Source organism: Pseudarthrobacter sp. W1I19 (assembly GCF_030817835.1).
GTDB lineage: Bacteria > Actinomycetota > Actinomycetes > Actinomycetales > Micrococcaceae > Arthrobacter.
Map to the genome: position 1 here is coordinate 849,406 of NZ_JAUSZR010000001.1, position 18,528 is coordinate 867,933.

Below are 18,528 nucleotides of genomic sequence, written 5' to 3' on the forward strand. Positions count from 1 at the left end.
TCACGCCTCCGGAACAAGACTCCTTCCAAAGAAGAAAGGCTTCACATGAATTCCAAGACCCGCGCCCTCACCGGGGCGCTCGCCTGCACCCTGGCAGCCTCAGTCCTCGCCGGTTGCGCCTCCCCTGCACCCGGCGGGACTGGCGCCCCGCCCGCCAAGATCCAACTCTCCATCCCGGACCCGCTCACCTCCTCTGTGGGTGTTTCCGCACAGCACTTTGCGGACCAGGTCAAGAAGTCATCCAATGGTTCCGTGACTGTCACGGTGGTTCCCAACGGAACAAGCTTCAGCGGCGACCAGAACGCCGCCGTCACGCGTTTGCAGGGAGGGTCCCTGGACGCCCTGATCCTCTCGACGTCCGTGTACGCCTCGGTGGTGCCGGAGATGAACGCCATCAGCATCCCCTACCTCTTCAAGGACACCAAGGAGGAGGCAGCCTTCCTGGACGGCGAGCCCGGCAAGGAACTGAAGGACAAACTCGCCGAAAAGGACACGGTTGCGGTCAGCTTCCTGACCCGTACCGGCCGGGAAATCACCAACTCCGTCCGGCCCATCCAGCAGCCCTCGGACCTGAAGGGCCTGAAAATCCGCGTCCCCGGCAACACCTTGTGGACCGACTACTTCACCAAGCTCGGCGCCAGCCCCACCACCATGGCGTTCTCCGAGGTCTTCACCGGCCTGCAGACCGGCACCATCGACGGGCAGGAAAACCCCATCGAAGTACCGTGGACCAACAAGTTCTCCGAGGTCCAGAAGTACGTCTCCCTGACCAACCACATCAACGACGCCTGGGTCCTGGCGCTGTCCTCCAAGAAGTGGGACAGCCTCTCCGAGGACCAGAAGAAGGCCGTCACCGAGGCCTCGGAAGAGACGGCAACCTTCAAGACCGGCTATGACGAGGAGCAGTCCAAGAAGCAGCTGGACGAGCTGAAGGCCAAGGGCATGCAGGCCAACGAGGTCAGCGCCTCGGGCCTCGAAGAATTCAAGGCCGCCTCAAAGAGCCTCTACCCGGAGTTCTCGAACCTGATCGGCAAAGAGTTCTTCGACCAGGCAGTCTCCTTCAACGCCAGCAAGTAGCACGCGCGGTCCGGGGAGCCCACCGCTCCCCGGACCCCGCCCACCGCATCCCACTCTCAACGTCGACAGTCCGGAAGAAGACACATGAAACACATCAATACCCCCGAGGAAATAGAGGAGGTCATCCCCTCAGACGCGGAAGAAATCCTCCACCACGACCACGTCCCACCGCGCTGGAGCGGCGCACTGTGGTTCGATAAAGCCCTCGAAGGTGTGGTGGGTGCGGCCATCATCGCAGAGCTCGTGGTCATCCTGCTGAACATCATGATCAGGGTCATCACCGGCGACTCAGTCCTCTGGACGCAGGAAGTCTCCGAAATCGCGCTCCTGACCATCGCATTCATCGGCGGTGCCATCGCGTACCCCAAGGGCGCGCACATGTCCGTCCAGGCCCTCATCATGCGTCTCCCCGCGGCCTGGAAGCCCTACCTGGCGGCCCTCGTGGACTGGCTCGTCCTGGTGATGAGCGCCGGCACCTTCGCCCTCTTTGTTCCCACCCTGGTCCAGCAGCTCGAAGAGAAGACCCCCATCCTGCAGCTGCCCGTCTTCTGGGTCTCACTGCCCTTCTCGCTCGGCATGGTCCTCATCGCCTGGTTCGCCCTGCTGAAACTGTGGCGCCAGGAACGCCGGCCCGTACTGGTGGCCGCGGGCATTACAGCAGTCCTCTTTGCCCTCGTGGCCATGGCCCAGCCGCTGTTCTACTACGCGTCCCCCAATGCCCTCCTCGCGGTGGTCCTGGCAGTCCTGTTCATCCTGCTGTTCCTCGGCCTGCCCATCGCGTTCGTTCTGGCCCTGGCCTCGGGAATCTACCTGTACCTGGGCGGCATCTCCGAAATCAGTGCCATCCCCATCGGTATGGCATCCGGAGCCAAAGGCTTCGTCCTGTTGGCCATCCCCTTCTTCATCCTCGCCGGAACTGTGATGAACTCGGCAGGACTGACCCTTCCGCTGGCCCGGCTCGTGGACGCCCTCATCGGACACCTCCGCGGTGGTCTGCTCCAAGTAGTGGTGGTCACCATGTACATCTTCTCCGGCATCTCCGGTTCAAAGGTGGCAGACGTCGCGGCAGTGGGCACCACCATGCGCGGCATGCTCGAAGAGCGGAAGTACCCCCGCGGTGAAGTGGTGGCCGTGCTGTCCGCCTCCGCCATCATGGGTGAAACCATTCCGCCGAGCATCGTGCTGCTCATCCTCGGCTCCATCACCACCATCTCCACCACCACGCTGTTCCTGGCCGGCTTCGTTCCGGCGGCCTTCCTTGCCCTGGTGGTCATGGCCCTGGTCTTCCTCCGCGCCAAGAAGCAGGGCGGCGTCGCCAGCCCGAAGGCCACCTGGCGGGCCCGCGGCACAGCGACGTTCTTCGCCATCCCCACCCTGCTGCTCCCGGTGGGCATGGTGGTGGGAATCCTCAGCGGCTTCGCCACCCCCACCGAAGTGTCCTCGGTGGCAGTGGCCTACGCGTTCATCCTCGCCGCAGCGTACCGGCGCGGCAGCAGGAAGCTGCTGGGTGACACACTGCGGGAAACCACCACGACGGCGGGCATGGTGCTGTTCATCATCGCCGCGGCGTCGCCCCTGGCCCAGACCCTCGCGGTTGCCGGTGTCTCCCAGCAGATCCATGACCTCATGTCGGGGCTGGGCGATTCCCCGCTGCTCTTTATGCTGTTCACCATCGTGCTGCTGGTGGTCATGGGGCAGTTGCTCGAAGGCCTCCCCGCGGTCCTGATCTTCGCGCCGCTGCTGCTGCCCATCGCCGTCGACTTCGGCGTCAACCCGGTGCAGTACGCCATGGTCCTGATCATCTCCATGGGCATCGGCTCCTTTGCCCCGCCCGCCGGCGTGGGCTTCTACGTGGCCTGCGCCACGGGGCACGAAACGGTGGAACGGAGCCTCAAACACTTCTGGCCCTACCTGATCGCCGTGTTCCTCGGACTGCTGGTGCTCGCCGCCGTCCCGTGGTTCAGCACGTTCCTGCCCGCCCTTGCCGGACTCATCCCCTTCTAGGCCCATGCAGACGCTCAGACTGGAACAGCAGCAGCTGCCCGGCACCTATCCGTCCGTTGCCCTCCTGGGCACCGGACCGATGGGCGCCCCCATCGCACGGAACATCCTCAGCCACGGAGTTCCCCTGACTCTGTGGAACCGGACACCGGAAAGGGCCCGGGCAATCGGAGGAGGCACCCTGGCGGACTCGCCGGCGGAGGCCGCACGCGACGTCGTTCTTACCGTTTTGCCCGACCTGCCCCAGGTCGAAGCGCTGCTCCACGGCGGCGACGGACTGCTGGAAGGCTGGCGCGCCGCCGGAATACAGCACCCCATCCTGGTGATCCACGGGACAGTGTCACCCGTGGCGGTGGCTGAGTTCGCCGACAGATGCCAGCGCAGCTGGGGCGTGGTGGTGGTGGACGCCCCCTTGAGCGGCGGCACAATTGGGGCTGAAGAAGCCCGGCTGAGCATCATGGCGGGCGGCCCGCGGGAGGCCGTGGACCGGGTGACACCGCTGTTCGAGCTCTACAGCTCAACAGTGGTGCGGTTCGGGGACACCGGTGCCGGGTCAACCGTGAAGGCCTGCAACCAGATCGTTGTGGCGGCCACGGTGACGGCCCTAGCCGAGGCGATGGCCCTGGCGGCAGGCAGCAACCTGGACCTGGAGAAGGTCCAGACGGTTCTTGCCGGCGGCCTGGCGAACTCCGAGGTCCTGGCGCAAAAGGGACGGCGGTGGGTGGAGCAGGACTTTGAAGGCGGCGGATCCGCAAAGAACCAGCTCAAGGACCTGGGCTTCATCATGGAAATCGCCGGACAGACGGGACTGAAACTCCCGCTCGCGGCCTGCGTGCAGAACGCCTTCGAAGATATGGTGGCGGCCGGCGACGGCGACCTGGACCACACCGGGATTTACCGCACCATCCGGGCCCGTTGAGTTTGTCCCAGAGGGGACTGCCGGTGGTTGAGCCTGTCGAAACCGACCCGCCCGTTGGTTGAGCCTGTCGAAACCAACCCGCCCGGTGGTTGAGCCCGTCGAAACCAAAGCTGGTGGGGGAGTCTGTGCGGACTGCCGGTGGTTGAGCCCGTCGAAACCATAGGGGCTTTGGGTAGTAGCGCCTCTTCCGGGTATGGGGAGGTACGGTCGGCCTAAAGGAACGGGTATGGGCTACTCGTGTTTCCCGCTTGGCTTGGTTGTTTACTGGGAGTGCCGGCGAGGAGAGGGTTTTCGCGAACCAGGACCCACTCAGCAATTCGCCGGCACCATCACCGCGGTGGTTGAAGCAATGAGTCTCCCGGCAAGCCTGGACGATTCAGGAACGGCAGGATCCCATGCGAGCCAGACTATCCACTGGGGACGGCATCAACCTCTCGGCCTGCCCCCATCAATTTGTTGGCCGCTGCGAGGACTGTTCCGCGTCGGCAGTCCTGAGCGAATCGGACCAGCTGGTGACGGATGAAGGCGGAACTACGTTCTTGGAGGAGTCCGGCACTTACCCGGGCGAGTAGGTGGTGCCTTTGCGCAGGGCAGCGAGATGGGGTCCCGGCTCTACAGAAGCGTGAGCCGCAGTTCGGTGGCGGAAAATTGCCTTTGCCTGCCCCTGATTTGTAAGGTTCAGCTATGACTACGGGGAAAGCAATAACCAAAGCCGTCATTCCTGCTGCCGGATTGGGGACTCGCTTCCTGCCCGCCACCAAGGCAATGCCGAAGGAAATGTTGCCGGTGGTAGACAGGCCGGCCATCCAGTATGTCGTCGAGGAAGCGGTTAAGTCCGGCCTGACCGACCTGCTAATGATCACGGGGCGGAACAAGCGCTCCCTGGAGGACCACTTTGACCGCGAACCAGGCTTGGAGCGTGCGTTGGAGCTGAAGGGCGACAAGGACAAACTGGAGTCCGTGCAGTACGCCTCAGAACTTGGGCCAATTCACTACGTCCGTCAGGGTGAGGCCAAGGGTTTGGGCCACGCGGTGCTCTGCGCAAGCCAGCACGTGGGCAACGAGCCCTTCGCCGTCCTGCTCGGCGATGATCTCATTGACGAGGCCGAGGACCTGCTGAGCACCATGATGGAGGTGCAGCAGAAGACTGGCGGTTCGGTGATCGCACTTATCGAAGTTGATCCGGCACAGATCAGCGCTTACGGTTGCGCGGACATCACTGCAGTGGATGGTGAGGATTACGTCCGCGTCAACAGTTTGGTGGAGAAGCCTGCGGCGGGTGAGGCGCCCTCGAACCTAGCCGTTATTGGCCGCTACGTACTTCATCCCTCCGTATTCGGCGTTCTTGAAAACACGGAGCCGGGCCGCGGCGGGGAGATCCAGCTGACGGACGCGCTGCAGACGCTTGCCGCCGGCGAGGGCGAAGGCTCCGGCGTGTACGGAGTGGTCTTTAAGGGCCGCCGCTTCGACACCGGAGACAAGCTGAGTTACCTCAAAGCCGTCATCACGCTCGCGTCCGAGCGTGTGGAGTTCGGCGAGGACCTCAAGACATGGATGAAGGGCTTTGTGAACTAGCCTGAAGCTCAAACAGCCACGGCACCACCGCTGGAAAGCGTGTGGTGCCGTGGCTGTTTAAAGAGTTCGCATTAAAGAGTCCGCATGAAACTAGGGAGCAATTAGCTCCAGGCGCTTCGCGGCGGACTCCGCGTCTTCGTTCAGAAGTTCCAAGAGGTATTTGCCGTAGCCACTCTTGGCCAGAGGCTCTGCCCGTTCACGCAGTGCATCATCTGACAGAAAGCCCTGCCGCCACGCAATTTCCTCAGGGCAGCCGATAGACAGGCCTTGACGGTGCTGGACAGTGCGCACAAACTCGGAGGCGTCACTGAGGTCGTCGAATGTTCCTGTGTCCAGCCAGGCGGTGCCACGCGGAAGAATTTCCACTTGCAGTTTGCCACGTTCCAGATAAACGCGATTTACGTCTGTAATTTCCAGCTCACCCCGGGCCGAGGGCTCCAATTCACGTGCAATTTGCACCACGTCATTGTCGTAGAAATACAGGCCGGGCACTGCATAGCGGCTCTTGGGTTCTGTCGGTTTTTCTTCAAGTGAGATGGCGCATCCGTTTTCATCAAATTCAACCACGCCGTATGCAGATGGATCTGCCACGCGATACCCGAATACGGCTCCGCCGTCGATGTTTTCGAAGCGGCGCAGCTGGGTTCCCATTCCGCGGCCATAGAAGATGTTGTCGCCCAACACCAAGGCTACGGGTCCCTCACCGATATGATCCGCGCCTAATACAAAGGCCTGGGCGAGGCCATCGGGCGATGGTTGTTGTGTGTAGGTGAGGTTGATGCCGAACCTGCTGCCATCCCCCAGCAGTCGCTGGAATTGGTCGGCATCGTGAGGTGTCGTGATGATCAAGATATCCCGGATGCCAGCCAACATAAGTGTGGAGAGTGGGTAGTAGATCATGGGCTTGTCGTAGACCGGCACCAACTGCTTACTGATGCCGAGAGTAATTGGATGAAGACGTGAACCGGTTCCCCCGGCGAGGATTATTCCGCGCATAGGGACATTTTCCCGGTCGTTACAAATTCAGCCAAATCAGATCCGTGAAACGATAGGCATATGCAGAAACTCCTTGTCACTGGCGGTGCCGGTTTTATTGGTTCCAATTTTGTTCACTACGTTCTCGACCACACGGATGACCATGTCACCGTGTTGGACAAGCTGACTTACGCGGGCAATCTGGAGTCCTTGAAGGGTCTGCCGGGGGAGCGGTTCGAGTTTGTCCAGGGGGACATCGCCGACCCTGAACTGGTCGACCGGCTGGTGGCGGGGACTGATGTTGTGGTGCACTATGCTGCTGAATCGCACAACGACAACTCGCTGCACGATCCTCGCCCGTTCCTTGACACCAACATCATCGGCACCTACACGCTGATCGAGGCGGCCCGGAAGCACAACAAGCGCTTCCACCACATCTCCACGGACGAGGTCTACGGCGACCTGGAACTCGATGACCCGGAACGGTTTACCGAGCAGACGCCGTACAACCCCTCCAGCCCGTACTCGTCCACGAAGGCCGGCTCGGACCTTCTGGTCCGGGCGTGGGTTCGTTCGTTCGGGCTGCAGGCGACCATCAGCAACTGCTCGAACAACTACGGCCCGTACCAGCACGTGGAGAAGTTCATCCCGCGCCAGATCACCAACGTCATTGATGGGATCCGGCCCAAGCTTTACGGCAAGGGCGAGAACGTCCGGGACTGGATCCACGCCAACGACCACTCTTCAGCGGTGCTGGCGATCATCGCTAAAGGCAGGATCGGTGAAACGTACCTGATCGGTGCTGACGGCGAGAAGAACAACAAGGACGTTGTGGAGCTGATCCTCAAGCACATGGGCGAGTCCCCGGACGCGTACGACCACGTGGTGGACCGGCCCGGCCACGACCTGCGCTACGCCATCGACTCCACCAAGCTGCGTGACGAACTGGGCTGGGAACCGCAGTTCTCCAACTTCGATGAAGGCATCGAGGACACCATTGCCTGGTACCGGGACAACGAAAACTGGTGGCGGCCCCAGAAAGCAGCCACCGAAGCCAAGTACAAGGAACAGGGCCAGTAGCCCCTGCTTGGTCTATTGACCACCAGACTGTGGGCCCGCCGCCGGAAGGGGGCGGGCCTTGAAAGTATTGACCGCAATGGCTGCCAGCTGTGTGCCACCGAAAGTACCCAACAGGTTTGTCACAAGGTCCAAGGGACTTGCAAAGCGGTTGTGAAGAAACAAAAGCTGCCCGAGCTCGATGCACCCCGAAATCAGCAGTCCAAATGCCCCGATTTGCCACCAACGCTTTTCAGGAAGGGCAAGGGTGGCCGATAGTCCCAAGGGGACGAAAAGAGCGACGTTGGCGGATGCCTCTACAAATCCATAGTCGATCCAATGCGGGATTCCATGCTTGTGTAGGAGTTCAAGGACATCGATTAGGAGTCCTTGAACGGGTTGGTCCACTGGGGCCGGCCAGAAGGCAAGAAGGGCCAGGGGGATCAGCATGGCGGCCAGGACGGTCTGCCAAATCCGCTGGTTATCCAGATGCTTCAAGTGATCTTCAAGATGTCCACCCCATGGCGAGTATAGCCATGCCCAGAGCAGCCACCGCTAGGAGGACTAGAAGGATGTGTGTGTGTGTGTGTGTGTGGGGGGGGGGGGGGGGGGGGGGGGGGGGGGGGGGGGGTACCTGTGGCCTAGGGAGCGGCATTGCGAACTCGAACTCTCGCGGCTTTTTGCGCCAATATCTCCCCATGACACTAATCGATACCACAATCCGGTAGTTGATCACGCTGGCCCGGTGGTTGAGCCTGTCGAAACCTTAAAAGCAGAGGGTGGGTGGTTCTCGCTATGGAGAACCACCCACCCTCTTTGGTGCTAATTCGTATTGCGAGTTATGCAGCTACCTCAGCCTTGGCGCGGCGGCGGACGACAACAACTGAAGTTGCGCCGGCTGCCAGTGCGCCTGCGCCCACCAAGGTCCAGAGAACTAAGCCGGAGTCAGCACCTGTGTTTGCAAGGCCTGCACCGCCGCCGGTGTTGGCCAGGGGAGCGCCTCCCGCGTTGCCGCCGGTGTTCGCCAGGGAAGCTGCCACGGTGACCGTAACGGGACCGACGACTACTCCGGATTCAACGCCCTCAGCCGTCAGGCTGTAGGTGCCAGCCTCGTTGATAGCGATCGGCAGGGAGAATGCTCCCTGCGCGTCGGCAGTTGCCTGCAAGGTCTGTGCCTCGGCGACAACGCTAATACGCGCTGCTACTGAACGGCCACCGGCAATGTTTGCGCCTGAGGCTGCCGGCGGCTGACCGGGCGTTACGCGGATGATGAGCGGTTCCCCGGCGCGGAAGCCCTGGCCGCGGAAAACGAAGTTTTCGCCCGGGCCGACGGTGCCATCAGAAACAGCAGCCTGCGGCGGAAGAGCCGGGTAGGTGGCTGCAACTGCCGGTGAGCCGATAAGTGCGATGGAACCTGCGAGTGCGAGTGCTGCAAGTGTTTTCTTCATTTGTGTCCCCCCGGAGACGTTTAAGTTTTTGATGTACCCGAATTTGGGGAGCATTCCCCTCCGCACGAGACCTTGTGCAGAACTACGGATAGATATCCCAAAAAAGACGGTACCACCTGCTGCTGCCCTCGGGCAATGTCAATCCAGTCGGTTTACATAGTGTTAACGCTGCGTCCACAAACGCTAGCCACAGGAAGCATTTTCTGTGGGTAATGTCACATCCTTTACCGGTTGGACGGTTGGTGTGACAACGAGATTAGGTTCAGTGTGCTGAACAATCTTGCCGAACGTAAAATCCACAGTTTTGCTCTCGCCGGGGGCCAGTCGAAGCGCCAGAACTCCCACAGGTCTGTCGCTGTGGAAATAGGGGGCGAACTCCGTCTTCTGCCCGTCTAGCGTCACCGTTTCAACGTTGGCTTGGACGGGACCATAGGCCACAATGTTGGTTTGCACTGACCCAATCGGGACTCCGATTACTCCGTCGCCAGTTACATACCGCGGCAAGACCGTAGATGCTTCAGCAGGGGCCGTGTTGGTGCTGGTGACACGAACGGTGATTTGCTCGTAGCCGTTACGTGGGCACTCCTTGATGAGTTGCACTGTTCGCTTGACGTAGAAGTCCATTTTTGCGCCAGTGCCGTCGTTGAAGTAGAGCCCGAACTCAGCCGGGGCGACGGCCGGCCCTGATATGGAACCGCTCGCCGGGTAGCGTCCGATGACTGCTTGTTCCTCAGGAGAAGAGGACCATAGCAGGACCCTTCGCTCCGCGATGCCCTTGGCCAAACCATCAAGAAGAAGTTTGTCATCACCAACACCGGAGGCGAGGGCCGAGAAAACTTCTTTTGCTACGCCCGCAAGATAAATATCTTGCAGTTCAGGTTGCGCGATTTCTTTGTAGACGTCTGAGAGGAGCGTCTGAACTACATTCTTAGACGTGAGTTCCACCGGAAGCGATTCTCCGGCCGTCGCGACTAGCTGCGGGTCAGTTAGCTTCACAGGCCCTGTGGCATCGAGAACGTAGCTTAGTGCAATCGGGTCGATGGAGATCACGCCATCCACTCGTTGGCCAAACTCACGCTCCCACATCGCCTGCGCTATCTCTGCCGTACTTGGAAAATCCGGTGTGAGGTTCGCATCCTGCATGAACTTGCCTAGACGTGTTGAATAGATGTTTTGCTGCTCCGGATACATTTCGACTGGTGGCGTGAAAGAACCGAGTCGAGTGGCGCTACTCTGTGAACCCAAGCTGAGATGGCCCTCGTCAACGGACAGGACGGCCAGAGCGCCAGGGATGCCACCTGTTGCTCGGACTTCAGCATTGTTCTCAACTAGCAGCAAGTAGTGTCTTGGACTTTCCGTTCCGAACATGGCTGGTGCCAGGGCAGCGAAATCTGCAGCTGTTCGTAGGCCCATTCTCAGTGAGCCCAATTCGCTTCTAGCCTGCCGGAGGGGTTCCGAAATCTGCGGTAATAGATTAGCGGAATCTATTGCGTCGAGACGTTCGGATGATTGTGCCACGGCGTTAGAGGCGGATTCTATGGCGGGTGAGGCCGAGGCTAATGGACGAACATCAACGCCGCCCTCGCTAGGTGCGAGTGACTTCCAGTCCAACGACTCGAGAACACCAACTAGCGGTGCTGCACCAAGTGTCGCGACATCGTCAGCTGTTGTGGCTACTTCTGAAGCGGCTCGGAGGTTGGGACCGACGCCTGGCAGTGCAGCCGCTAATCGCCACAGTGGATCCGCCGTAGCCTCGCGTGCATTCGTTGTGTGGCCTCGTAAAGTTTCGACGGTCCTGCCTGCAGCAGCAGCATCCCTTCTCATCACCTCGTCTTTGAGTTGCGGGAGCAATGATGCTGCCATGTTCAGTTCGTCTTTTGCCGTTGCTGCCTTGACGGCGAGCCAAGCTGTTGCGGCAACTGCAACTAGAGCTAAAAACGCCAGGCAGGCTGCTATCAGAAAAGCCTTGCGCTTCCGGCGCCTCGGTTTATGCCTGTGCGTGCGGTCTTTTGGCCCGTGAGAGCTTGGGACGGGTTGTACCCGATATCCGCCGTCCACGTTCATAGCATTCCCCATCTAGTAGCAAGTACCCGCAGCCCAGCCGCCGAATCAAAATGGACTATAGACGGTGATGAAAAGGCGCAATTTCTCAAGTCAGATTGCCCCTGTAGTTGCGAAGACTGCTTTGAATGTCTTGACGAGTATCAGAACGTCACCCATAAGGGACCAATTTTCGACGTAATACAGGTCTAATCTGATGCTCTCCTCCCAACTGAGGTTCGACCTTCCACTCACCTGCCACAGGCCGCTCATGCCAGGACTGACATAAAGCCTACGATGGGCCGCGTCGTCATATAGTGCAACCTCGCTTTCACGCTGAGGACGCGGACCGACCAGGCTCATGCTCCCGCCGACTACGTTTAGGAGTTGGGGAAGCTCATCGAGTGAGTACTTGCGGAGGATGCGCCCAACTGGAGTGATCCTAGGGTCGTTGTCAACTTTGAACAGAGGCTTATCTGCAGAACCTTGTGCGGTTAGTAGTTGGTGAAGTTCTTCGTCAGCGTTGACTCTCATGGAGCGAAACTTGAGCATCCTAAATGAAGTGCCCCTCAGCCCTATCCGCTCCTGTACATAAAAAACAGGGCCCGGGCTTGTTAACTTAACCAACGCAGCGATTAGGACGAAAACCGGAAGCAGCACAACAGTCAGCGCGCCGGCAAGGGTAATGTCGAATGTACGTTTGGCAACTTTCTTTCCGCCCGTCAGCTTCGGCGTTGAGACGTGAATTAGGGGTAGCCCGGCTACAGGTTGAGTATGGATTCGTGGCCCGGCAATATCTGTGAGTGCTGGGGCCAAGATCATTCCTACGTCCCGCGCTGCCAATTCCCAACCGAGCTGGCGTAGATCAATGGGGCTGAGTGGTGCGCCAGACGAAATGGCGACCGTGTCAACTCCTGCTGTTTCGATCGCCCTTAGCACGGAGTCCACCCCGGGCTCTGAGGCCGTGATCGGTATGCCCAGGTCTATTCCGTGATTTGCTGCGGCTTCGGCGGAGGGAACGTGTACGGCTACCGGTAGATATCCCGCCGCTGGTTGGGTACGAAGCGATCGGACTAGATGTACCGCAGCGGGAAGGGTTCCGACAATAAGCACTTTCGATGAGCTCAGGCCATTCTTGCGATCCACTGTTAGGTGCTGCCGCATGAGCCAACGTGCAGCCAAGAGACCCATTACTCCGGCTGGGAATGCTAGGCCCACATAACCGCGAGCAGTGTCAATTCTGAGCGCATAGGAAATTACCGCCACGAATCCGAACAGCCAGGCCGACGCAGCAATGACGCGCTTGTACTCTTCCGAACCAGCGCCCAGGATTCTGGCTTCGCGCGACCCCCAGAAACCGAGCATCAAGCACCAAGTAACGATCAGTGCAAGCGAGAGGAGAACATATTCACCATCTTTGTTCTCCGGGCTTTCCGCGAAACCGAAACGAACGACAAACGCTCCAGCGACTGCCCACACAATGACTGCAGTGTCTATTGCGAGGAGTCGACGGGAGTATTTTCGTCGCCACAGTTCCAATCCTGATGCCCCCGCTAATTGATCCCCCTGATTACCCGCCAGCGACGTTTGCATCTTCATAATTCATCCATTTGGCTTTTGGTTCTTGGTCCATGTAACCCAAGTAACGCTTTTTTGCTAACTGCCGATAGTTCAGCACCAACGCTGCTAAGTTGATAAATTCCGACTGCCACTACTCTATTTGCAACAATGGGCAGTGCTTTTGTCCCGGTCTCTTGCTCAGTTGCGCTCAAGACCGTGCCCGTCGGCTCGGCTCTTCATCAAGTCAAGGAAGCCGCCCGTAGATCCGCAAAGAGCAGACTTCTTCCTTAGGACGACAGTCGTGCGCGAGTGAAACCGGGCTGGTCCTTGGATAGGACTTCCAATGCCGCGAAGGCTGAGTTCGCATTCACCTGCTTCGGCAGTCCAAGAGTCGTGTGAGGTACACGCGACCTTCCTGGCTTGGCGCAAAGCTGCAGTCAAATGCGCAAGGCGGGAGGTCGGCTTATTTTCTCGGGGGTGCACCCTCGAGAGCTTCATTGGTTGGCAATATCGGGAAGTTCGTCGCTGGCCGGCTTGGTCCCTGTTCCATCTCAGCGCTCAAAGTGGCTTCAGGAGAATAGTCAGAGTCGGGGAGCAATGCATGTTGACTTCCGGAAGTTCGGTAGCGCGTTTCAGGAATGGCAGCATCTGGCTGCGTGTCCTGGCTGTAATAGCCGTACGTATAGGAGTCAGGGCCTTTAGCCGGAAGGCCGTTCAAAACGACGCCCAGCAGATTGGCTTCAACCATTTGAAGGGCACTTAGAGCTTTTTCCAAGTCGTGTTGCTTGAGCTTCTGGGAACGAACAACCATCACTATTCCACCAACGTGCTGAGCTAGGACCGCAGAGTCTGTCACGGGAAGGAGCGGTGGAGCATCGATAATGACGGCATCAAACACCTGCTCAAGGCGATTGATAAGTTCGCTCATTTCGGCCGAGCCAAGTAGCTCACTCGGATTTGGTGGGATTCTCCCTGAGGTGAGCACATACAAGTTACCGTCACCCCACTGCTGAAGAAGATCATCAACGTCTGCTGAGCCTACGAGCGCTGTCGTCAGGCCCGCGCTCCGTTCAAGCCCCAAATACTCACCAACCATCGGTCGCCTCAGGTCAGCATCGATAAGACAGACCGTCTGCCCTGCTTGAGCAAGTGAAATGGCGAGATTCGTCGCTGTAGTACTTTTTCCCTCACCTGGAAGTGAAGAGGTAATAACCATGGTTTTGGCTCGCCCGGAAATATTGGCAAACTGCAGGTTGGTCCTCAACTGTCTGAAGGACTCAGCTCGCGGACTTTGGGGCGAAGTCTGCGTGAGCAGAGGATTCTTCATAGCCTCCTGATCGAAGGATATTCTGCCTAGAACCGGCGCTTCCGTGACCCTGCGAAGGTCGGTCTCCCCGTTGACTCTATTGTCCAAAAGCGAACGAAGAATGGCGCCGCCAGCACCCACGGCAAACCCAATGACCGTCCCTAGCAGTAGGTAGAGAGGGGTGTTTGGAGCCGACGGTGCCGAGGGAGTGGTTGCTGGCTTGATTATCGACAATGCCACGGGTGATGAGCCCCCGGACTTCGGCTTCTCTAACAACTCCACCGCCCTGATGAGGCTGTTTCCTACGGCCTGAGTTATGGCCTGTGCCTGCACTGGGGAACTGTCAGACACGGAAATGTTGATCAGAACAGTGTTCAAATCGGTAGTCGCGCGAACCTTTGCCGCCAACTGGTCGGGCGTTACGTTTAGGCCAAGGGTTTCAATGGCGGGCTGCAGGACAATAGGAGAGCCGACAGTCTTGACATACGATTGCACTCGCGCCTGAGTGAAGGTATTTCCTTGCTGAAGTTCCTGAACCGTGCCGGAACTTTGAATAGCGACAAAGAGCTGGAGTTCAGATGTGTAGGTGGGCTTGATCGCCACGGCGGCGCCGGCACCGAGCAGGAGGCCAGTCAATGTCAGTGCGGCAATGAATATCCAATGACCGCGAGCTATGCGCACGTAGTCTCTTATGTCCAAACCAAAGTCCCCCTTAATTGTGAAGCTGAAACCCAGTCCGCAGCGTTACAACTTCAGCGATCACGGTCATGACGCCTACAAGAGTGTACCTTCCTGACCTGTGCGCCTTGGAATTCACTCCCAAGGGACTTGACACGCCCGTTGATTACCAGTCGTGTTGGCGCCAGCTGTCAGTTGTACGCCGTTATGTTAGTGCTCCGGCGCTTTGTCCATGGATACCACTGGCGAAAGTGTCGGAGCCGCATCCGGCAGGAAGAGTAAACCTTCTCGGCTGCTTCTCATCACTAGCCGCACCCCCGGCCTGTCATCGCACGTAGTGGAATCCCTCTTCTCCCTGCACACTCAGGCGGTCCTGCATATACCGGGGAAGGAGGCGATATTGGAACCGACGTCGGCGCATTCAGCGCACACCCCCGGAGAACTCTGCACCCGGCTGTGACTTTGTGGGCCGAGGGGCTCGGCCCACAAACTCAAACACCGTCGCCGCCTCTCGTTTAGCGCTGCCGTCTTACCTTACTGGCCCGGAATCGCCTTTCCGGCTAAATTAAAGGCGTTCGAAGCCCGTCACGGATTCCACGAACGAACCCTTTCAGTTTCGAGAAGCGTTCATGCTCGAACAGGACTGTAAGTGCGATTTGCTGCGGGATCTGCCAAATGCCCTCATGAGTGATGCCGAGTTTGCGTCCGTGCTTGCGGGTAAAGAGGACCCGATTCCGTGCTTTGTAATAGCACCGGGTAGGGCTGTGTCCAAAGGCAAAGAATTGCTCTATACGCCAGCGGCCCGAGAGGTCTTTGCGGGGCACGCGTAGCCAAGTACGAGTTGCACGACCTACTTCGTGGAGTAAAGGCGCTGTGTTAACTCGAAGGATTGCGTAGCCTGCTTCCATCAGGCGCTGGTTGAAGTCGTAGTCAACGTAGTCGATGAAGAACAACTCATCGAACCCACCAACTTTTCTCCAGGCATTCAAATCGAGAACTGCCCCGGACGTAATGGCTCCCCTTCGGGCCGGTTGCCGGTAGTGTTCAACGCTCGGCAGTTTGAGGCGGCTGTACTCCTCGAGGGTTTGCTTGTTGCGATCGACTATGTGCGGGGTCACCATGCCTATACCTTCGGCGAGCTCCGCAGCGAGTTTGGAGACCATCCGCTCGGAACAGACGCTGTCTTGGTCGAGTGTCAGGAGGAACGATGCGCTCTGACTTAGTGCAGATTCCGCAAGTCGGTTAAGCGCAGCAGCGATTCCATCGTTTGTTCCACTGCGGATGACCGAGACATTAGGCGAAGCGGCAGAGAGTTCTGAGATCGCCTCGCCGTTTGTCGAGCCGTTGTCATAGATGAGGACGAGAGGTACTTGCGGGGAAATTGCTTCGATGTTCTCTCGAAGTCGGTCGATGTCTGGCTCGAAAGTGACGATGCCGGCGATAATCATGCGTTGGCTCTCAATATGTGGTGGTTGGATTGCGAGTCGTGCACAGGTGTGCGCTCTAAACCGTGGCGGTTCAGATATGACCAATATTCACGGCGGTACCCCTGAAGTGCCTCCGTGCCGCGGGTGTAGTCATGTTCTAGAGCCTTATCGATGCTTAGACCAGTCATATAGCGGTTGGCCAGGTGAAGGCGCTCGGTGAGAGTTCGAGTCCTGGTGTTCATCGCTCCGGCGAATCCGTGACGCTCAAGTAGGATGAGAGGTTTGTTGAAAAGGAACGCGAAGATTGCGCCGTGGTACGAGTCGGTAACTATGCAGGAAGCTTCCTGTACCATCCCAAGAAAATCGGACGCGTTCGTCTCCCAAGGGGCGCCGCCAACGGTATCTGACAGGTGAAGGACATCAAGTGAGTGGTGTTCCGTGAGGTCTTTTACGTATTGGGTATGCTGCGGCAGAAGTTCACCGAGATGATATAGCAGCACCTTTCCCTTAGCGTCGACGGAGGGCGTCGCAATTCTTGCCCAGAATTCGAGGTCGTACATGAGCGTGGGGTCGACAAGGAGGGTGAAGTTCGGTGCACCAGGCAGAGCGGCCAGGGAGTGCGTCCACTCAATCTCGCGTGTCCCCACCTCGGTAAATCCGCTGAGCCACTGTTCGTATGACCTTAGCCATTCCGAGGGGATTCGCTCATGCCCAACGCTCGGAGACAGCGTGACAACATCGCTCGGGGACGCAAAGTCGGCGAAGAGACTCCCGTTAATGCCGTAGTCATAGTTCCAAATCTGGTCGCTCCCAATGCACATGCGGGAATATGCGTCCGCTGCGCCTGCCGTAGATTCGACATACTGAGGCTTCAGATAGGTGCGGGAGAACGCGCCGAACTCTTCCTGGCGCTTCGCTGCGGATGCCTCGATCGAAGGCACTTGTGGTTTCGCCTCTGTCAATCTTTGGAAGCGGCCCAACAAGCGGTCTGCCGCTCCGCGAACGCCGAGTCGCCGAAGCTTACGGGGCAGCCTTTTTAGAGCGGCTAACTTGGACTGCCCATGTCCCTGCACAACAAGCAGGTCGACCTCGTAGCCGCACTCTTCGAGGAGGCTACGCGTCGCGTAATTAACTAAATGGTTACCATAATTGGTCGTGCTGTAGTGGATGATTATTCCAATTCGATGACCGGACTTCATGGGTGCCTCTCCTGGTCTACTGGGTGATTGCTATTTGGAGGGAGATTACTGCTTAGTGCGGTCAGTCCTCTTCATATTCCACCTGTCGAGAATTCTTCGGCCTGCACCCTTGATGTTTTGGAAAACTCGCCGTGGGAGTGGAATGTCGAGGCGCCTGTAGCGCGCCGCTTCACGCCTATATTCACGCAAGTAGATGCTCAAGTCGTCCTGCTCTACGGCCGCTAGGAAGGATTCATGGCTGCGAGCTGCCATGCGCCGTCGTTGGCGGATAAGGTTGGCGCGTTTTGGCGAGACCTCGACGGCTTTGTCGGGGGAGACACGCTTTGACGGGACGGAAAGCCCGGCTGAAATATCGTCCGCGAGCCGGACGGCAAGGCCCTCCCGGCGATGACGGAACCCGCCTGCCTGCGAGGCGGCAACGTTATCCGCGGAGGCGTCCAATAATGTGATCGCTCGCTCTGTAGCGCCGGCGTCGAAGATCCCGTCGATAATACGGTTGCGGCTTACGACCACGTTTGTCCCGTAGGGGTACGAAATGAATTCGGGAAGCCATGCGTCGCCGAAGCTGACATCCGCGGTCTCCCCAACGACATCGTCGCAGAAATTACATGCTTCTGGCTGGAAAGCGCTGTGGCCCCAGTTGCCGCCCACGAGAGTGCGTACCGGGGCACTAACCGTATTTTCGGTGAGAGTTGAACGCGCCGAAAAGTCGTAGTCGTTCGCGGTCCGATCGCGGTGCTTAACGCGGAAATCTACAGCAGCAAGGTCTCGAGGGTGAACATTAAGCTGCCAGGCGAGGGAATCCGCAAAGGCATGAGTTTTGTAGTGACCGCAGACGAGGGCAACGAAGAAAGTTAAACGTTCTTGAAAGATGGGGTTCTCTCGACAAAGCGCACGTGCGGCACGAATGAAGCAAGGCACACCGACGACTATGTAGCGCTGAGGAGTGTCAGAAACCACAGCGAGGGCATCGGCCATGGTGGTGGCATAGTACTGGGACTTGCGTTGGTCGGCCGCGTTCTCGCTGGTCGAGATCCGGTGGCGGAAGAGTTCGGTGTCAACGTCTCCAGTGGATGCTCCGACGTGGATGACTGCGTCCGCGTGCCCCTCGCTCAATAACCTGTCTACAAGCCAGGATGCTAGGCCTCCTGAACTGGAGTCGACAAGATAGGCCTCGTCGGCAACGCGCCCGGCAAACGTGCGGGAGTGCACACCGAGGCGCGCATCAGGGGTCATGGCCGTGTCAGTATGAGGCGCAAGGAGTTCG

General features: G+C 58.8%; 15 protein-coding genes. 6 read left to right on the forward strand and 9 right to left on the reverse strand.

From position 1 onward, the window contains the following. The first annotated feature begins 45 nt into the window (after positions 1 to 45). From QF038_RS03980 to galU, 5 genes are all read left to right on the forward strand, one after another. Positions 46 to 1,077: a DctP family TRAP transporter solute-binding subunit gene (locus tag QF038_RS03980; RefSeq protein ID WP_307608964.1), complete on the forward strand. Its 1,032-nt coding sequence runs from the start codon at positions 46 to 48 to the stop codon at positions 1,075 to 1,077. 84 nt (positions 1,078 to 1,161) lie between these two features. Continuing rightward, positions 1,162 to 3,081 (forward strand): TRAP transporter large permease subunit, encoded by a 1,920-nt coding sequence (locus QF038_RS03985; protein WP_307608967.1) that lies wholly within the window; start codon positions 1,162 to 1,164, stop codon positions 3,079 to 3,081. Positions 3,082 to 3,085: 4 nt separating this feature from the next. Further along, a complete protein-coding gene (locus QF038_RS03990; RefSeq protein WP_307608969.1) occupies positions 3,086 to 3,997 on the forward strand; it encodes an NAD(P)-dependent oxidoreductase in 912 nt (303 codons plus the stop codon). 395 nt (positions 3,998 to 4,392) lie between these two features. Beyond that, entirely contained in the window at positions 4,393 to 4,569 is a 177-nt protein-coding gene (locus QF038_RS03995; protein ID WP_307608971.1) for a hypothetical protein, read from the forward strand. Positions 4,570 to 4,681: 112 nt separating this feature from the next. Continuing rightward, entirely contained in the window at positions 4,682 to 5,572 is an 891-nt protein-coding gene (gene galU, locus QF038_RS04000) for a UTP--glucose-1-phosphate uridylyltransferase GalU (RefSeq protein WP_307608973.1), read from the forward strand. Between the two features lie 90 nt (positions 5,573 to 5,662). Here galU and rfbA read toward each other — a convergent pair whose 3' ends face one another. Continuing rightward, positions 5,663 to 6,568 carry a glucose-1-phosphate thymidylyltransferase RfbA gene (rfbA, locus tag QF038_RS04005; RefSeq protein WP_307608974.1) on the reverse strand — a complete coding sequence of 302 codons (906 nt, stop codon included), beginning with the start codon at positions 6,566 to 6,568 and terminating at the stop codon, positions 5,663 to 5,665. Between the two features lie 60 nt (positions 6,569 to 6,628). Here rfbA and rfbB point away from each other — a divergent pair, with 60 nt between their 5' ends. Further along, positions 6,629 to 7,627, forward strand: coding sequence for a dTDP-glucose 4,6-dehydratase (gene rfbB, locus QF038_RS04010; RefSeq protein WP_307608976.1), 999 nt, complete (start codon positions 6,629 to 6,631; stop codon positions 7,625 to 7,627). Positions 7,628 to 7,639: 12 nt separating this feature from the next. Here rfbB and QF038_RS04015 read toward each other — a convergent pair whose 3' ends face one another. The 8 genes from QF038_RS04015 to QF038_RS04050 all read right to left on the reverse strand — a co-directional run bounded on the left by QF038_RS04015 (position 7,640) and on the right by QF038_RS04050 (position 18,497). Next, on the reverse strand, positions 7,640 to 8,101 hold the full coding sequence (locus QF038_RS04015) for a VanZ family protein (protein ID WP_307608978.1): 462 nt from the start codon (positions 8,099 to 8,101) through the stop codon (positions 7,640 to 7,642). Between the two features lie 341 nt (positions 8,102 to 8,442). Further along, on the reverse strand, positions 8,443 to 9,051 hold the full coding sequence (locus tag QF038_RS04020; protein WP_307608980.1) for an LPXTG cell wall anchor domain-containing protein: 609 nt from the start codon (positions 9,049 to 9,051) through the stop codon (positions 8,443 to 8,445). Positions 9,052 to 9,234: 183 nt separating this feature from the next. Then, on the reverse strand, positions 9,235 to 11,115 hold the full coding sequence (locus tag QF038_RS04025; RefSeq protein ID WP_307608982.1) for a DUF4012 domain-containing protein: 1,881 nt from the start codon (positions 11,113 to 11,115) through the stop codon (positions 9,235 to 9,237). Between the two features lie 90 nt (positions 11,116 to 11,205). Next, on the reverse strand, positions 11,206 to 12,684 hold the full coding sequence (locus QF038_RS04030) for a sugar transferase (RefSeq protein WP_373461615.1): 1,479 nt from the start codon (positions 12,682 to 12,684) through the stop codon (positions 11,206 to 11,208). A 430-nt stretch (positions 12,685 to 13,114) separates the two neighbouring features. Next, the gene (locus QF038_RS04035) at positions 13,115 to 14,656 is read right to left on the reverse strand and encodes a polysaccharide biosynthesis tyrosine autokinase (protein ID WP_307608986.1); all 1,542 of its coding nucleotides are present in this window, start codon (positions 14,654 to 14,656) and stop codon (positions 13,115 to 13,117) included. A gap of 539 nt (positions 14,657 to 15,195) precedes the next feature. Beyond that, on the reverse strand, positions 15,196 to 16,083 hold the full coding sequence (locus tag QF038_RS04040) for a glycosyltransferase (RefSeq protein ID WP_307608988.1): 888 nt from the start codon (positions 16,081 to 16,083) through the stop codon (positions 15,196 to 15,198). After that, positions 16,080 to 17,261, reverse strand: a complete 1,182-nt coding sequence (locus tag QF038_RS04045) for a polysaccharide pyruvyl transferase family protein (RefSeq protein WP_307608990.1) — start codon at positions 17,259 to 17,261, stop codon at positions 16,080 to 16,082. The genes QF038_RS04040 and QF038_RS04045 overlap by 4 nt, the downstream gene beginning before the upstream one ends. A 45-nt stretch (positions 17,262 to 17,306) precedes the next feature. Next, positions 17,307 to 18,497 (reverse strand): Coenzyme F420 hydrogenase/dehydrogenase, beta subunit C-terminal domain, encoded by a 1,191-nt coding sequence (locus QF038_RS04050; protein ID WP_307608992.1) that lies wholly within the window; start codon positions 18,495 to 18,497, stop codon positions 17,307 to 17,309. Between the last annotated feature and the right edge of the window lie 31 nt (positions 18,498 to 18,528).

What these genes read in the sequence shown, in the direction of transcription:
- QF038_RS03990 (WP_307608969.1), top strand. Translation starts at nt 3,086, where the DNA reads ATGCAGACGCTCAGACTGGAACAGCAGCAGCTGCCCGGCACCTATCCG.
- rfbA (WP_307608974.1), bottom strand. Translation starts at nt 6,568, where the DNA reads ATGCGCGGAATAATCCTCGCCGGGGGAACCGGTTCACGTCTTCATCCA.
- QF038_RS03980 (WP_307608964.1), top strand. Translation starts at nt 46, where the DNA reads ATGAATTCCAAGACCCGCGCCCTCACCGGGGCGCTCGCCTGCACCCTG.
- QF038_RS04030 (WP_373461615.1), bottom strand. Translation starts at nt 12,684, where the DNA reads ATGCAAACGTCGCTGGCGGGTAATCAGGGGGATCAATTAGCGGGGGCA.
- QF038_RS03985 (WP_307608967.1), top strand. Translation starts at nt 1,162, where the DNA reads ATGAAACACATCAATACCCCCGAGGAAATAGAGGAGGTCATCCCCTCA.
- QF038_RS04020 (WP_307608980.1), bottom strand. Translation starts at nt 9,051, where the DNA reads ATGAAGAAAACACTTGCAGCACTCGCACTCGCAGGTTCCATCGCACTT.
- rfbB (WP_307608976.1), top strand. Translation starts at nt 6,629, where the DNA reads ATGCAGAAACTCCTTGTCACTGGCGGTGCCGGTTTTATTGGTTCCAAT.
- QF038_RS03995 (WP_307608971.1), top strand. Translation starts at nt 4,393, where the DNA reads ATGCGAGCCAGACTATCCACTGGGGACGGCATCAACCTCTCGGCCTGC.
- galU (WP_307608973.1), top strand. Translation starts at nt 4,682, where the DNA reads ATGACTACGGGGAAAGCAATAACCAAAGCCGTCATTCCTGCTGCCGGA.
- QF038_RS04040 (WP_307608988.1), bottom strand. Translation starts at nt 16,083, where the DNA reads ATGATTATCGCCGGCATCGTCACTTTCGAGCCAGACATCGACCGACTT.
- QF038_RS04025 (WP_307608982.1), bottom strand. Translation starts at nt 11,115, where the DNA reads ATGAACGTGGACGGCGGATATCGGGTACAACCCGTCCCAAGCTCTCAC.
- QF038_RS04050 (WP_307608992.1), bottom strand. Translation starts at nt 18,497, where the DNA reads ATGACCCCTGATGCGCGCCTCGGTGTGCACTCCCGCACGTTTGCCGGG.
- QF038_RS04045 (WP_307608990.1), bottom strand. Translation starts at nt 17,261, where the DNA reads ATGAAGTCCGGTCATCGAATTGGAATAATCATCCACTACAGCACGACC.